The 16,348-nt window shown below is 74.5% G+C and carries 5 protein-coding genes and 2 pseudogenes; 1 reads left to right on the plus strand and 6 read right to left on the minus strand.

Features of this window, described 5'->3' with window-relative positions; all coding sequences use genetic code 11:
• Nucleotides 1-112: 112 nt before the first annotated feature.
• The 3 genes from OG286_RS18410 to OG286_RS18420 all read right to left on the minus strand — a co-directional run bounded on the left by OG286_RS18410 (nt 113) and on the right by OG286_RS18420 (nt 3,449).
• Nucleotides 113-1,924 (minus strand): LCP family protein, encoded by a 1,812-nt coding sequence (locus OG286_RS18410; protein ID WP_396325543.1) that lies wholly within the window; start codon nt 1,922-1,924, stop codon nt 113-115.
• A 300-nt stretch (nt 1,925-2,224) separates the two neighbouring features.
• On the minus strand, nt 2,225-2,596 hold the full coding sequence (locus OG286_RS18415) for a hypothetical protein (RefSeq protein ID WP_396325544.1): 372 nt from the start codon (nt 2,594-2,596) through the stop codon (nt 2,225-2,227).
• 193 nt (nt 2,597-2,789) lie between these two features.
• A complete protein-coding gene (locus OG286_RS18420; protein ID WP_396325545.1) occupies nt 2,790-3,449 on the minus strand; it encodes a TetR/AcrR family transcriptional regulator in 660 nt (219 codons plus the stop codon).
• A 112-nt stretch (nt 3,450-3,561) separates the two neighbouring features.
• On the opposite strand from OG286_RS18420, the gene OG286_RS18425 reads away from it, so the two are divergent.
• Entirely contained in the window at nt 3,562-5,364 is a 1,803-nt protein-coding gene (locus OG286_RS18425) for an MFS transporter (protein WP_396325546.1), read from the plus strand.
• A 466-nt stretch (nt 5,365-5,830) separates the two neighbouring features.
• Here the strand turns inward: OG286_RS18425 and OG286_RS18430 are convergent, their stop codons facing one another.
• From OG286_RS18430 to OG286_RS18440, 3 genes and pseudogenes are all read right to left on the minus strand, one after another.
• Nucleotides 5,831-13,519: an SDR family NAD(P)-dependent oxidoreductase gene (locus tag OG286_RS18430; protein ID WP_405366061.1), complete on the minus strand. Its 7,689-nt coding sequence runs from the start codon at nt 13,517-13,519 to the stop codon at nt 5,831-5,833.
• A pseudogene (locus OG286_RS18435) lies at nt 13,520-14,140 on the minus strand (hypothetical protein); the annotation flags it as partial.
• 99 nt (nt 14,141-14,239) lie between these two features.
• Nucleotides 14,240-16,345 (minus strand): annotated as a pseudogene (locus OG286_RS18440) (type I polyketide synthase); the annotation flags it as partial.
• Nucleotides 16,346-16,348 lie beyond the last annotated feature (3 nt).

The raw sequence follows: 16,348 nt of genomic DNA on the forward strand, positions 1-16,348 counted from the left end.
CTTTCGGGCCTGCGCCCCCCTGATCGGTCCCCCTCCGGCCACCATGGCACAGGGCCCGGGGTCGGCACACCCCGGGCCCTGTGCGACGGCTCTCTGCTGCCACTACCGTGCGTTATCCACCACTGCCGTAGGTGGTGCCGGCGCAGATGTCGTCGTCCGCCGAGCGGGTGTTCTCGGTGACGCTGCTGGGCAGCGGGGCGGGCGCTGCGGGCGCGGCCGGGGCGCCGGAGGCGGCCGTGGAGGCCGCGCCGCCGCCGTTGGCGGCCACGAAGTCCTTGCCCACGACCACGAGGATGCCCGCCGAGGAGCCGGCCTCGACGGTCGCCCCGGGGAAGAGCTCGGCGACCTTCTGGGCGTTGGCCTTCTGGCCTGAGCCGTACTCGACCACCGTCGTCGCCCGCTTGGTGCTGGCCGCGGGGCCCGCCTTGGTGGCGTTGAACTTGGCTCCCTTGAGCAGCTCGGCCGCCTTGCCGTCCATCCCCGTGGTGGTGGTCCCGTTGTAGACCGCCACCTTGATGGCGGCGTTGCCCGCGTCGGAGGCGGGCCCGGGAGCCGAGCTGGTCGCGGCGGGGGCCGGGGTGTTCGGGGCGGCGGGCGTGGTGGCCTCGGCCGGCTGCTCGCCGGTGGCGTTCTGGCCGTCGATGGTCCGGTCGGCCCTGATGGTGTCCCAGAGCTTCTTGGCGTCCGCCTCGACGATGTCGAGGTCCATGTCCTGGGTCCGGAAACGCCACGGCACCGTCACGAACTTGAGGTCGTGCATGTCGATGTTCTTCAGCGAGAGGCCGAAGGAGAGCAGCTTGTCGGCGGAGGAGAGACCGGGGTCGACGGTCATCGACTTGGTGGCGGCGTCGGCAAGTGGCAGCAGGGTTGTGGGGTTGAGGCCCTGGCCCTTGATGTTGGAGGCGAGCGAACCGAGGAAGGCCTGCTGGCGCTTCATCCGGCCGATGTCGGAGCCGTCGCCGATGCCGTGGCGCAGCCGCACGTAGTCGAGCGCCTGCTGCCCCTCCACCTTCTGTTTGCCCTGCGGCAGGACGACACTGCCCTTCTTTGGCAGCTTGGGATTGATGTCGCCCTCGTAGATCGGCTTCGGCAGGCAGATGTCCACCCCGTTGACCGCCTTGGTCATCGCGGAGAATCCCTGGAAGTCGATCACGATGGTGTGGTCCACCCGGATGCCGGTGAGCTTCTCGACCGTGTTCTGGGTGCAGGCCGGGTTGCCTTCGTCCGTCCCGCCGATGGAGAAGGCGGCGTTGAACAGGTCGCTGGAAGTCCCCTTCGTCCACTTGCCGTTCGGCAGCTTGCAGGGCGGGATCGCGACCTTGGCGTTGCGCGGGATCGAGATGCCGACGGCGTGCTTGTGGTCCGCGTAGACGTGCAACAGGATCGTGGTGTCCGAGCGGGCACCGCCGTCCTCGGCTCCGCCGCCGAGGTCGGAATTGTTCTTGCCGCGGCTGTCGGAGCCGATCAGCAGCACGTTGACCGGCTTGTTGCCGTCCGCGTCGGCCTGGGCCTCGGGCGGGCGGTCGGCGGCGATGGCGTCCGCGTCGAAGGACTTGATGTTGCCGTTGAGCTTGAGGTAGATCGCGCCGCCCGCGCCGGCTATCAGCACCAGCACGCCGGCCGCCGACCAGGCCACGATCTTCTTCACGTTCTTCTTCGGCTTGCGGCTGTTGCGCGCCGCCGCCCGGCCACCGGCCGCCGACGCATCGGCGGCCGCCTGGCCGTCCTTGCCCTGCGCGCCCTTGCCCTGTGCACCTCTGGCCTGTGCGTTCCCGCCCTGGGCACCCTTGCCCTGGGCCGCGCGCCGGGCCTCGGCCCGCCCGCCGGCCCGCGGCTGCGGCACCGCGCCGTCGCCACCGTCGGTCGTGAGCGCACCGGGCGCGTCGTCACCACGAGCCGGACCCTCGCCCCACTGACCTGACATCCGTGTACCTTTCACCGGCGGACGCGGCGCCCGTCCTCCCGGGCGCACTGCACACAGAGAGACGGCCGAAACCGGCCCCAGGTTGCACATACGACGGTCGTAATGACCGACGAACGCCTCCCGGGGACCATCCCCGCTCCCCTCCGGAGCCCCTGTAGCCACAGGTAGCCCATTCGGAGCATACAAGCCGGTCATATTCTTTCTCGGCCCGCTCCGGGTCCCCCCGGGCATGGCCGGGCCACCGGGCGAACACGGCAGTTGACGGGGCGACCGGTACGGACGCGACAGGGTGGCGCGGCGTCAGGAATCGGCGGGGAGGCCTCCGGGGTCGATGTGGTCGCCCGTGACGCTCCCGGGCGGGCGGCCGCGCAGACAGGGCTCACTGGCGTCCTCGACCACGCCCTGCTCCAGGAGTTCCTCCACCCACCGGCCGAGCGCCACCCGCACCAGCAGCGGGTCCATCCCCCAGGCGCGGCTCAGGCCGATCGCGGTGGCGTCGAGGCGCCAGCCGTGCTGCTGCAGGGCGATCCACATCGCCGCCGCGGAGGCCCCGCAGCTCCACCGCTCGCCGGTAGCACCCCGGCGCAGTTCGAGCATGCCCCCGGCTCCGACGGAGCCGGTCACGCCGGACACGGGCCGTACCCGTGTCCACATCTCCTCGTCCTCCCTCAACGCAAGCTCCTCTTGGCTGGCCGGATGCCCGGCAGTCGGCCTCCGGAGCCGGTAGCTCCTCACGCACGGCCGACCGCTGACGGTAACAATGCCAGGCTAGGCCGGGCCCGCCGCTACGAGAACCTGCCAAAGCCCCCTATGAGAGGTGGAGTTAGGCCCCACGCCCCCCATAGGGGGTGTCGGCCGCGACGCCTCAGTCGGCGGTCGCGGCCAGCGGCACGCCACCTTCCGGAGCGCCACCTTCCGGAGCGCCACCTTCCGGAGCGGCGCCGCCCTCCGCAGCGGCGCCGGCGCGGTTGACCGCGTCGACGAACACCCGCATGGCCTGGGCGATTTCGTCCCCGTTCGGCGCCCCCTCCGGGTCGAGCAGCCACTGCAGGCCGAGACCCGAGACCAGGGCCAGGTGGAACGAGCCCACCAGCCGCACCGTCTTCTCGTCCCCCTCGCCGATCTCGTCCAGGCCGAGCGGGGCCGCCAGGGCGAGCCGGGCCCGCTCGTAGGCGCGGGCGAGCTGTTCGCGCAGGCCCGGCACCCGGTCGGCCTGGGCGAACGCCTCGATACTGGCGAGCAGCAGGGGTCGCTGGGAGTCGAAGAACTCCGTGACGCTCCGCCAGGCCGTGTCGATCGAAGGATCGGTGGCCTCGTCGAGGATTCTGCGGAGTTCGGTACCCCAGTCCTCGAACGATTCGATCACTGCCTCGCTGAGCAACGCCTCCTTCGAGCCGAAGTGGTACCCGATCGAGGCGAGGTTGGCCCCGGACGCGGCGACGATGTCGCGCGCGGTGGTCCGGGCATAGCCCCGCTCATACAGGCATTTCTTGGCACCAACCAGCAGATCTTCACGATTTCCCACGTTGCCCATCGTAGCCACGGAAGGCCGTTTGCGACATACGTTCGTCAGAGACGCTCGTACATCTTAGACGGACGTACTAGACAAGCATCTAGGACGTACGTATGCTTCAACCATGAACGCAGACACGCAACGTGCCGACCGGAAGGCGTGGATCGGTCTTGCCGTCCTGGTCCTTCCCGTCCTGCTGGTCTCCCTCGACATGCACGTCCTGTCCTACGCGCTGCCCATGATCAGCAGCTCGTTGGAACCGAGCAGCTCGGAGCTGCTGTGGATCATCGACATCTATCCGTTCATGCTGGCCGGGCTGCTGCTCACGATGGGCACGCTCGGTGACCGGATCGGCCGGCGGAAGCTGCTGATGTTCGGTGCGGTCGCCTTCGGCACCGCGTCCGCGCTCGGCGCCTACTCCAGCAGCGCGGAAATGCTCATCCTGACCCGCGCACTGCTCGGCGTCGGTGGCGCGACCCTGATGCCGTCGACGCTCTCGCTCATCCGCAACATGTTCCACAACGCGGAGCAGCGCCGGGCCGCCATCGCCGTCTGGACCGGCGCGTTCGCCGGTGGCGCCATGCTCGGACCGCTCATGGGCGGCGCGATCCTGGAGAAGTTCTGGTGGGGCGCCGTCTTCCTGGTGAACCTCCCGGTCATGGCGGTGCTCGTGGTGCTCGCGCCGCTGCTGCTCCCCGAGTCCAAGGACTCGAATCCCGGCCGGTTCGACTTCCTCAGCTCGTTCCTCTCGCTGGCCGCGCTGCTGCCCACCATCTACGGCGTCCAGCACATGGCCGGGGAGGGCGTCAGCGCCCTGCCGATCGCCACCATCGTGATCGGTCTGACCGTCGGCTACTTCTTCCTGCGCCGCCAGCGGATGCTCGCCCAGCCCATGCTGGACATCAAGCTCTTCCGCAGCCGGGCCTTCACCGCGTCGATCACCGCCAACACGCTCGGTGTCTTCTCGATGGTCGGTTCCAGCCTCTTCACCACCCAGTACCTCCAGATGGTGGCGGGCGTCCGGCCGTTCGTCGCCGGTCTGTACGCACTCCCCGCGGCCGGCGCCGCGATGACCGCCGCCTCGCTGGCGCCGATCGTCGTCCGCCGGGTGCGCCCCGCCTTCGTCGTCGGCACCGGCCTGCTGATCGGTGCGGTCGGCTTCGTCATCCTCGGCCAGGTCGACGGCGGCACCGGGATCGCCGCGCTGGTCGCCGGCACCGCGACCATGGCCGGCGGCATCACGCTCGTCCTGACCATCTCCTCCGACATGATCATCTCCACCGCGCCGCCGGAGAAGGCGGGCACGGTCTCCGGCCTCTCCCAGATCGCCACCGAGTTCGGCGGAGCGCTCGGCATCTCCATCCTGGGCAGCGTCGGCACCGCGGTGTACCGCTCGGACCTCGCCGACAAGGCACCGCAGGGGGTCGCCCCGGCGACGCTCGAATCGGCTCGCGACACGCTCGGCACCGCCCTCGACGTCACCAGCCGGATGCCGAAGGACCTCGGCCAGGCGCTCGCCGACGCGGCCCGGACCTCCTTCACCCACGGCCTCCAGATGGCGATGTTCACCGCCGCCGGCCTGCTGGTCCTGATGGCGCTGCTGGCCGTCACGCTGCTGCGCAAGGTCAGCATCCCGACCAGGTCGGCGGAGCCGGCCGCCCCCGAGTCCCCCGTGGCCCCGGTGCTGCACCAGCCCGAGCCGCGGCCGGTCCACGCCTTCCAGGGGGCGCCGGGCCAGTACGGCCACGACGGCTACGGCACCTCCCAGGACCGGTCCGCCGGGTACGGTGGATCGACGGAGGCCAACTTCTACGGCCCGCAGGGTGGTTCCGAGCAGTACGGCGACCCGGGCACCTACGGCACCGCGGGCCAGGGCCGGGCGCGGCACCGCCGGGGAGGTGAGGAGAACCCGTTCGAACGGCGGTGAGTGAACGGCAGGACAGCGGCAACCGAAGCGTGTGCCGGACCGGGCAACCGGTCCGGCACACGCTTCTATGCGTGGCGGGGCGGTCCGGGGTCACCGAAGGGCTCGGCGCGGACGGGGGGCCGGGACGACCCCGGGGGGCGGGACGGCGAGGGGGGCTCGGGACGGCGAGGGGCTCGGGACGGCCGGGGCGGACAGCGGTCCGGGCCCGCCGGGGCGGTGCGGCGGAGGGCCGGCCGGGGGCGGAGAGGAGAACGGAGGAGAACGGAGGAGAGGGGAGGAGAGGGGAGGGGAGGGGACGGACGCCCCGCTCCCCCGGCCCGGGCGGCCGGCCCCGGACACACGAAAAGGCCCGTGCCACCGGAGACACGGGGAAGGCTCCGGTGGCACGGGCTCGGCCGGGTCGGACCGTCGGTGGGGGCGGCGGTCCGGCCCGGCCTCGGGGAGGCAGGTCCTGCGAGGCGTCCGGTCAGACGCCCAGTTCGTTGTCGAGGATGTCGAACAGGTCCTCGGCGGAGGCTGCTTCGAGCGCGGCCTCGGCGGCGGGCTCCGTTCCGTTCTCCTCGGCGCCCGGGCCGTCGGCCCAACGGGCGCTGAGCGCCCGCAGCCGGGCCGCGATCCGGGCGTGCTCGGCCCCGTCGGGGGTGGCGGCGCCCAGGACGGCCTCCAGGCGGGCCAGTTCGTCCTCCAGGCTGGGCGCGCCGGCCGTCCCGACCAGTTCGCCCCGCAGGTACGCGGCGACGGCGGCCGAGGTCGGCTGGTCGTAGATCAGCGTGGACGGGAGCCGCACCCCGCAGGCCGCCCCGAGACGGTTGCGCAGTTCGACCGCGGCCAGCGAGTCGAATCCCAGCTCGGAGAAGCCCCGTCCGGCGTCGACCGCCTCCGGGCCCGCGTGGCCGAGGACCGCGGCGACGTGCGTCCGGACCAGGGTCAGCAGCAGGGCGAGCTGCTCCTCCTCGGCGAGCGCCGACAGCCGCTGGGCGAGGCCGTCGGCCCCGGCCTGCTGCCCGCTCCCGGCCGCCCGGCGGTCGCGCCGCACCGGCACCCGGACCAGTTCGCGCAGCAGGTGCGGAACACCCTCCGCCGCGGCCCGCGCCCGGATCGGCGCGATGTCGAGGCGGACCGGGAGGAGCACGGCGTCGTCGGAGCGCAGGGCCGCGTCGAAGAGCGCGAGGCCCTCCGCCACGGGGAGCGCGGTGACCCCCGAACGCGACATCCGCGCCCGGTCGGTCTCGCCGAGCCCCTCGCCCATGCCCTCGCCCGACTCCCACAGACCCCAGGCCAGCGAGACGGCGGGCCGGCCGGCCGCCCTGCGGTGCTGCGCCAGGGCGTCCAGATAGGCGTTGGCGGCGGCGTAGTTGGCCTGGCCGGCGCTGCCCATGGTGCCGGCCAGAGAGGAGAAGAGGACGAACGTACGGACCGGGTGACCGGCCGTCAGCTCATCCAGATGGGCGGCGGCGTCGAGCTTGGGCCGTAGCACCGCGTCGTAGCGTTCCGGCGTCAGGGACGCGAAGGTCCCGTCGTCCAGGACGCCCGCCGTGTGCAGCACCCCGGTGAGCGGGTGCGCACCCGGGATCGCGTCCAGCGCCCCGGCCAGGGCCGCCCGGTCGGTGACGTCGCAGGCCCGGACGGTGACGCTCTTGGCACCCAGCTCCAGCAGTTCGTCACGGAGCTCCGGTGCTCCTGCCGCCCGCTCCCCGCGCCGGCTGAGCAGCAGCAGGTGTCGCACGCCGTGCCCGGAGACCAGGTGGCGGGCCACGGCGGTGCCCAGGCCGCCGGTGCCGCCGGTGACCAGCACCGTTCCGTCCGGGTCGAAGGCGGGCTCGGAGTCGTCGGTCGCACGGCCGGTCACCGGCGGTTCGGCCCGGACCAGGCGCGGGACCAGCAGCGCGCCGTCGCGGACCGCCACCTCCGGCGCGCCGAGGGCCACGGCCGCGGGCAGCAGGCCGAAGCCGTCCGCCGGGTCCGCGTCGACCAGGGTCAGCCGCTGCGGGTACTCCGCCTGGACGGAGCGCAGGAGACCCCACAGCGGTGCGTGGGCGAGATCCGGCACGGCGTCCCCGGCGGCGGCCGCCACCGCGCCCGCGGTGAGGACGACCAGGCGGGCGCCCTCCAGCCGGTCGTCGGCGAGCAGCCGGGCGAGCGTCTCGGCGGTGCGGCGGACGAGCGCCCGTGCCTCGCCACCGGCCGGGTCGTGCAGGACGATCACCTCGGGCGCGGTGTCGCCCTGGTCCAACGCCCGGGTGAGCTCGGCGAGTTCGCCCCAGGTGTCGACGCCCGCGCCGAGCTCGTCGGCGGCCGGGCCGGCTCCGAGGACGGCCCAGCGGGCGTCCGGGACGGTGGCGGGCGCGGCCGCCGTCCGCCAGGAGATCCGGTACATCGCACCGGCGGCGGCGCCCCGGGCCGGAGCGAGCTGCTCGGCCGGCACGGCGCGTGCCACCAGGGAGCGCACCGAGAGAACCGGTGCGCCCGACGGGTCGGCGGCGTCGACGGCGACCACCTCGGGCCCGGAGACCCGGAGCCGGATGCGCAGGGCGGTGGCCCCCGCCGAGAACAGCGTCACGCCGTTCCACGAGAACGGGAGCCGCGGCCCGGCGGCCGGGTCGTCGTCCACGCCGGCGCCCGGCAGCAGCGTCGCGTGCAGCGCCGCGTCGAGCAGGGCCGGGTGGAGCCCGAAGGCCACGCCGTCCGCGTGGGCCTCCTCGGGCAGCGCCACCTCCGCGAACACGTCGTCGCCGCTCCGCCAGGCCTTGCGCAGGCCCTGGAAGGCCGGGCCGTAGCCGTAGCCCTGACCGGCCAGTTCGTCGTAGGCGTCCAGGACGGGCAGCTCCTCGGCCCCCTCGGGCGGCCAGACCGTCAGGTCGGCGCCCTGCTCGGCGGGCTGGTCGGCGCCCTCCTCGGCGGGCTGGTCGGCGGGCAGCAGGATGCCGCTCGCGTGGACCGTCCACTCGTGGTCGGACTCCGCGCCCTCGGGGCGTGCGTGGACGCGGACCGGCCGCTGCCCCTCCTCGTCCGGTGCGCCGACCGCCACCTGGAGCTGGACGGCGCCGTGTTCGGGCAGGGCCAGCGGGGCGGTCAGCGTCAGCTCGTCGAGCCGGCCGGATCCGACCTGGTCACCGGCCCGGACGGCCAGCTCCACGAACGCGGAACCGGGCAGCAGGACGGTGCCGGCCACCGCGTGGTCGGCCAGCCAGGGCTGGGCGGCCACGGAGAGCCGACCGGTGAGCACCACGCCGTCGGAGTCGGGGAGTTCGACGGCCGCGCCGAGCAGCGGGTGCGCGGTCGGCCGCAGGCCCAGGGCGGAGGCGTCCACGGCGGCGGGCGCCGCGTCGAGCCAGTAGCGCTCGTGCTGGAAGGCGTAGGTCGGCAGGTCCACCCGGCGGGCGCCGGACCCACGGAAGAGGCCTTCGCCGTCGAGCGCCCAGCCGCTGATGTAGGCGTCCGCGACGGCGGCGAGGAAGGTCCGGGCCTCGTCGCGGCCCTTGCGCAGCGCGGGCACGAGGAGGGCGTCGTCGGGGTCGGCCAGACAGGCCTGGGCCATGCCGGTCAGCACCCCGTCGGGACCGAGTTCGAGGTAGCGGGTGACGCCGGCGTCCTCCAGCGCCCTGATCCCGTCGGCGAAGCGGACGGCCTGGCGGACGTGGCGCACCCAGTACTCCGGATCACGCAGCTCCTCGCCGGCCGCGATGCGACCCGTCACGTTCGACACCACGGCGAGCTGGGGCTCGCCGAAGGAGAGGCCCCGGACGACGGCCCGGAACTCCTCCAGCATCGGCTCCATCAGCGGCGAGTGGAACGCGTGCGAGACCGTCAGCCGGACGGAGGCGATGCCACGCTCCTCCAACTGCGCGACCACCTCGCCCACCGCGGCCTCGGCACCCGAAATCACCACCGACGCGGGCCCGTTGACCGCCGCCACCCCGACCTCGGCCTCGTGGACCTTCAGCAGCGGCAGCACGTCCGCCTCGGCGGCCCGGACGGCCACCATCACGCCACCGGCCGGCAGCGCCTGCATCAGCCGGCCACGCGCGGCGACCAGCGTGCACGCATCCGCCAGCGACAGCACACCGGCCACATGCGCAGCCGCGATCTCACCCACCGAGTGCCCGGCCAGGAAGTCCGCCCGCACACCCAGCGACTCCACCAGCCGGTACAGCGCCACCTCGACCGCGAACAACGCCGACTGCGTGAAGACCGTGTCATCCAGCGAACCCGACGCACCCGCGATCACCTCGCGCAGCGACACACCCAACTCACCGTCCAGCAGCCCACACACCTCGTCCAGCGCGGCCGCGAACACCGGGAACACCGACGCCAGCCCGGCGCCCATCCCGACCCGCTGCGAACCCTGACCCGTGAACAGGAACGCCGTCCGGCCTGCGCCCGCCCGACCGGTGACCGCCAGGTCCGAAGGGCGGCCCTCGGCCACCGCGGCCAGCTCGGCCAGCACCTCCTCACGCGTCGCACCCAGCACCACCGCGCGGTGGGGGTGCGTGGTGCGCGTGGTCACCGACGAGTAGCCGAGGTCCAGCAGACGGGAGGAGTCGGCGGCGACGAACTCCCGCAGCCGCTCGGCCTGCGCCCGCAGCGCCTCCTCCGTCCGGCCGGAGACCGCGAGCGGGACCAGGGCGCCGTCGGGCCACTGCCCCTCGGCGGTCCGCTCGGCCTCCTCGACGGGCTGGGCCGCCGGGGCCTCCTCCAGGATGACGTGCGCGTTGGTGCCGCTGATGCCGAACGAGGAGATACCGGCCCGGCGCGGTGTGCCGTCCGTCTTCTCCCACGGCTGTGCCTGCGTCAACAGCTCGACGGCGCCGGCCGACCAGTCCACGTGCGAGGACGGGGCGTCCACGTGCAGCGTCTTCGGCAGCACCTCGTGGCGCATCGCCTGGACCATCTTGATGATGCCCGCGACGCCCGCGGCGGCCTGGGTGTGGCCCAGGTTCGACTTCACCGAGCCCAGCCAGAGCGGCCGGCCCTCCGGACGGTCCTGGCCGTACGTCGCCAGCAGTGCCTGCGCCTCGATCGGGTCACCCAGCGTCGTACCCGTGCCGTGCGCCTCGACGGCGTCCACGTCGGACGTCGACAGACCCGCGTCGGCCAGCGCCGCCCGGATCACCCGCTGCTGCGACGGACCGTTCGGCGCCGTCAGCCCGTTGCTCGCACCGTCCTGGTTCACCGCGGAGCCCCGCACGACTGCGAGGACGGGGTGGCCCTTGCGGCGGGCCTCCGAGAGCCGCTCCACCAGGAGCACACCGACGCCCTCGCCCCAGCCGGTGCCGTCCGCCGCCTCGGCGAACGGCTTGCAGCGGCCGTCCGCGGCCAGACCGCGCTGGCGGGTGAAGTCGATGAACGTGTCCGGGGTGGCCATGACGGTGACACCGCCCGCCAGTGCGAGGTCGCACTCGCCGCGGCGCAGCGCCTGGATCGCCCAGTGCAGGGCGACCAGCGAGGAGGAGCACGCGGTGTCGACGGACACCGCGGGGCCCTCCAGACCGAGGCTGTAGGAGACCCGGCCGGAGACCACGCTGCCCAGGCTGCCGTTGCCGAGGTAGCCGCTGACGTCCTCGGGGACGGCGCCGAGCCGGGTGGCGTAGTCGTGGTACATCACGCCGGCGAAGACGCCGGTCTGGCTGCCCTTGAGCGTGGACGGGTCGATGCCGGCCCGCTCGATCGCCTCCCAGGAGGCCTCCAGCAGCAGGCGCTGCTGCGGGTCGAGGGCCAGCGCCTCGCGCGGGGAGATGCCGAAGAACTCGGCGTCGAAGTCGGCCGCGTCGTACAGGAACCCGCCCTCGCGGCTGATGGTCCGGCCCGGCTTGCCCGGCTCCGGGTCGTAGATGGCGTCGGTGTCCCAGCCGCGGTTCTCGGGGAATCCGCCGATGCCGTCACGGCCGGCGGCCAGCAGCTCCCACAGCTCCTCGGGCGAGCGGACGTCGCCGGGGAAGCGGCAGCTCATCCCGACGATCGCGATCGGCTCGTCGTCCGAGAACACGACGGCGGGACCGGACTCGGCGCCGGGCTCCTCCTCGGCGCCGACGAGTTCGCCCCGCAGGAAGCGGGCCAGCACGTCGGAGGCCGGGTAGTCGAAGACGAGCGTGGCGGGCAGCCGCAGGCCGGTCTCCTGGTTGAGCCGGTTGCGCAGGCTCACTGCCGCGAGGGAGTCGAAGCCGAGCTCCTTGAAGGCGCGCTGCGGCTCCACGGCGTCCTTGCCGCCGTGGCCCAGGACGCCCGCGACCTCGGCGCGGACCAGGTCGAGCAGGAAGGTGTCGCGTTCGTCCGCCGCCATGCGGACGAGACGGTCGCGCAGGCTGTCGGACGCGCCGGCTCCGGCTGCGGCCCGGCGGGCGGCCACGGGGACCAGACCGCGGAGCATCGCCGGCACGGGCTCGGCCGAGCGACGGACGGCGGCGAAGTCCCAGTGGACCGGCAGCAGCACCGGCTCCTCGGAGGCGAGCGCCGCGTCGAAGAGCGCCACGCCCTTCTCCGCCGTGAGCGCGAGGACGCCGCCGGCGGCGATGCGGTCGATGTCGGCCTGGGAGAGGTTGCCGCCCATGCCGGCGCCGGTGCCCCAGAGGCCCCAGGCCAGCGAGAGTGCGGGCAGGCCCTCCTCCCGGCGCCGGCGGGCCAGCGCGTCCAGGTAGGCGTTGGCCGCGGCGTAGTTGCCCTGGCCGGCGCCGTCGAGGGTGCCGGCCATGGAGGAGAACAGGATGAAGGCCTTGAGGCCGAGGTCGCGGGTCAGCTCGTGCAGGTGCCGGGCGGCGTCGGCCTTGGGGCGGAGGACGGTGTCGAACCGCTCCGGATCGAGGGAGGTGATGGTCCCGTCGTCGACGATGCCGGCGGTGTGGATGACGGCGGTCAGCGGGTGGGCCTCCCCGACGCGGTCGAGGACGGCGGCCAGGGCCTCCCGGTCGGCGACGTCGGCGGCTTCCAGCCGGACGGATTCTGCGCCGAGGGCGAGCAGTTCGTCGCGCAGGCCGGTCGCGCCGGGGGCGGTGTCGCCGCGGCGGCTGACCAGCGCGAGGTGGCGGACGCCGTGCGCGGTGACCAAGTGGCGGGCGATGACGGCACCGAGGCCGCCCGTGCCGCCGGTGACGAGGACGGTTCCGGTGCCGTCGAACGGCGAGCCGGTGCCGCTCTCGGCGCGGACCACGCGCGGAGCGAACGCCGCGCCGTCGCGCAGCGCGAGTTCGGGCTCGCCGGACCCGACGGCCGCCGTCAGCAGGGACGTGTCACCGTCGGCCGGTTCGACCAGGACGAACCGGCCTGGCTCCTCGGCCTGCGCGGAGCGCACCAGACCCGCCACGGCGCCTCCGGTCAGCGACCCGGGCTCCGTCAGCACGACCAGCTTCGAGGATTCGAAGCGGTCGTCGGCCAGCCAGGACTGAAGCATCGCCAGGACCCGGTTGACGGTCTCCCGAAGGTCACCGTCGCCGACCGGAAGCAGCACCACGTCCGCACCCACCGCCGACTCCAGGTCGGCGACCGCCTCCACACCGGACACCCCGGCACCCAACGCCACCCAACGACCCTCCCGCACCACACCCGCATCCACCGGGAGCTGAGTCCAGTCCAGCCGGAACAGCGCGTCGTGCGTGGCGGCCGGAGCGGCGGAGAGCTGCTCGGGGGTGACGGTGCGCAGGGCGAGCGAGTCGACGGAGGCGACGGGCGCGCCGCTCGGGTCGGCGAGCTCCAGGGAGACCGCCTCGGCGCCCCGGGCCGTGAGCCGGACCCGCAGCGCGGACGCCCCGGTGGCGTGCAGGCGCACGCCGCTCCATGCGAAGGGCAGCCGCAGTGCGGTGTCCGCCACCTGGGCGCCCTGGCCGGCGGCGTGCAGGGCGGCGTCGAGCAGCGCCGGGTGCAGGCCGAAGCGGGTGGCCTGGTCCCGGACCTCCTCGGGCAGGACGACCTCGGCGAAGACGTCGTCACCGCGGCGCCAGACGGCGCGCAGCCCCTGGAAGGCGGGCCCGTAGCCGTAGCCCTGTTCGGTCATCCGCGCGTAGGCGTCCGACACGTCGACCTTGGCCGCGCCCTTCGGCGGCCAGGCGGTCAGGTCGAAGGACGGCCCGCTCTGCCCCGGCAGCAGCGTGCCGGTGGCGTGGACGGTCCACGGCCGCTCCCCCGCGCCGGCGGAGACCGACCGGTCGTCGGGGCGGGCGTGGATGCGGACGGGGCGGCCGCCGCCGTCGCCGGGGGCGCCGACGGAGACCTGGATCTGCACGCCGCCCTGCGCGGGCAGGACCAGCGGCGCAGTCAGGGTCAGTTCGTCCAGCAGGCCGTAGCCGACCTGGTCACCGGCCCGGATCGCCATCTCGACGAAGGCGGTGCCGGGCAGCAGCACCGTGCCGCCCGCGGCGTGGTCGGCGAGCCACGGCTGGGTCTCCAGGCTGAGCAGCCCGGTGAGCAGTGCCTCGTCCGCGTCGGCGATGGCGATGGCGGCGCCGAGCAGCGGGTGGTCGGCCGCGGCCAGGCCGAGCGCGGCCGGGTCGCCGGTGTCGGCGACGGACTCGGGCCAGTAGCGCTCGTGCTGGAAGGCGTAGGTCGGCAGGTCCACCCGGTGGGCGCCGCGGCCCGCGTGGAAGGCCTGCCAGTCCACCGCGACGCCCAGGGTGTGCGCCCGGCCGAGCGCCTCGGTGAAGCCCTCGGCGGGGGCGTCCGGACCCGGCGGGGCGATCACGGCGGTGGGGACGTCGGCGGTGGCCGCCTCCAGGACGGTGGCGGCGGGCAGGGCGGCCGGGCCGGCGTCGACGAAGAGCGTGTGGCCGTTCCCGACCAGGGCGCGCACCGCCCGGGCGTACTCCTCGTCCGTCCTGCTGAGGTGGAGCTGGACGGCGGCCGAGCCGGCGCGGCTGCCGGCCGGCAGCTCGGCGGTGGCGTCGGCGGCGAGCCGGGCCGCCTCGGCCGGGGCGACGGCCCCGGCCAGCCGGGCGGCGGCGATCGCGCCGCTGCCGTGGCCGAGCACGGCGGTGGGGCGCAGGCCGTGCGCACGCCACAGGGCGGCGAGCGCGACCTGGACGGCGTAGGCGCCGGCCCGGGCGACGTCCGGGCGGTCCGGGGCCGGCGCCGTCGGCGCTCCCTCGACCACCGCGGTGAGGTCCCAGCCGGTGTGGCTGCGCAGCTCGGCGGCCACCGTCCGCAGCTGCTCGGCGAAGAGCGGGGAGGCGGCGGCCAGGCCGCGGGCGAGCGGTGCCCAGTCGGCGGGCCCGGCGCCGGCGGCGCCGCCGTGGTCGGGCAGGACGAGGACGGTGCGGGGCTCTCGCCCGGCCACACCCCGGGCCAGCCCGGCGGACTCCTCGCCCCGGGCGAGGGCGCGCAGGCCGGCGCTCAGCGCCTCGGCGTCGGCGACGGTCAGCGCGGCCCGGTGCTCCAGGGCCGCACGGGACAGCGCCAGGGAGTACGCGACGTCCGGAAGGCCGGGGGCGCCTGCCTCCTCCAGGCGGTGCAGGAGGCGCTCGGCCTGGGCGCGGAGGGCGGGTTCGTCCCGGGCGGAGAGCACGAACGGCAGCGTGGCGGTGCCCCCGGCCGTCCAGGCCCGGGGCCCGTCGGTGCCGGCCGGCGCCGCGTCGCCGCGGGCCGGGGCCTCCTGGGCGGCGCCGTCCTCCTCGGCCGGGGCCTCCTCGATGATCACGTGCGCGTTGGTTCCGCTGATGCCGAACGAGGAGATGCCGGCCCGGCGCGGCGCGCCGTCCGCCTGCTCCCACGGCCGGGCCTCGGCGAGCAGTTCGACGGCGCCCGCCTCCCACTCCACCTGGGAGGTCGGCGCGTCCACGTGCAGGGTCCGGGGCAGCACCCCGTGGCGCATCGCCTGGACCATCTTGATGATGCCCGCGGCGCCCGCCGCGGCCTGGGTGTGGCCCATGTTGGACTTGATCGAGCCGAGCCAGAGCGGCCGGCCCTCCGGCCGTTCCCGGCCGTAGGTGGCGAGCAGCGCCTGCGCCTCGATGGGGTCGCCGAGGCGGGTGCCGGTGCCGTGCGCCTCCACCGCGTCGACCTCGGCGGCGGAGAGCCGGGCGTTGGCGAGCGCGGCGCGGATGACGCGCTGCTGGGACGGTCCGTTGGGTGCGGTGAGCCCGTTGCTGGCGCCGTCCTGGTTGAGGGCGGAGCCCCGGACGACGGCCAGCACCCGGTGCCCGTTCCGGCGCGCGTCGCAGAGGCGCTCCAGGACGAGCATGCCCACGCCCTCCGACCAGCCGGTGCCGTCGGCGGCCTCGGCGAAGGACTTGCAGCGGCCGTCGGGGGCGAGGCCGCGCTGACGGCTGAACTCGACGAAGGTGCGCGGCGTCGACATCACCGTCACACCGCCGGCCAGCGCCAGCGTGGAGGTGCCCTGGCGCAGCGACTGGGCCGCCAGGTGCACCGCCACCAGCGAGGACGAGCAGGCGGTGTCGATCGAGATGGCCTGACCCTCCAGGCCCAGGCTGTACGACACGCGCCCCGACACGACACTGCTGTCCGTGCCGACGACCAGGAACCCCTCCGCGCCCTCGGCGACCGTGCCGGGCCGTGCGTGGTAGTCGGCGGCCATGACGCCGACGAACACCGAGGTCTGGCTGCCGCGCAGCGTGTGCACGTCGATGCCGGCGTGCTCGAACGCCTCCCAGGACGCCTCCAGGACCATCCGCTGCTGCGGGTCCGTGGCGGAGGCCTCGTGCGGGCTCATGCTGAAGAACGGCGCGTCGAACAGCGGGGCGTCGTGCAGGAACCCGCCCTCCCTGGCGTAGGTCTTGCCGGACCGCGAGGCGTCGGTGTCGAAGACGCCTTCGAGGTCCCAGCCCCGGTCCTCGGGGAACCCGGTGACGGCGTCCCGGCCCTCGGCGACCAGCCGCCACAGGTCGTCCGCGTTCCCGACCCCGCCGGGGAAGCGGCAGCTCATCCCGACGATCGCGATCGGTTCCTGGGCCGCGGCGGTGACCTGGTCGTGCCGCCGGCGCAGCCGCTCGTTCTCCAGCAGCGACTTGCGCAGCGCGTCCGCTATCTGCTCGACAGAAGTACT

Origin of the sequence: Kitasatospora sp. NBC_00039, assembly GCF_045160625.1 — a bacterium.
GTDB lineage: Bacteria > Actinomycetota > Actinomycetes > Streptomycetales > Streptomycetaceae > Kitasatospora.

What these genes read in the sequence shown, in the direction of transcription:
- OG286_RS18425 (WP_396325546.1), top strand. Translation starts at nt 3,562, where the DNA reads ATGAACGCAGACACGCAACGTGCCGACCGGAAGGCGTGGATCGGTCTT.
- OG286_RS18410 (WP_396325543.1), bottom strand. Translation starts at nt 1,924, where the DNA reads ATGTCAGGTCAGTGGGGCGAGGGTCCGGCTCGTGGTGACGACGCGCCC.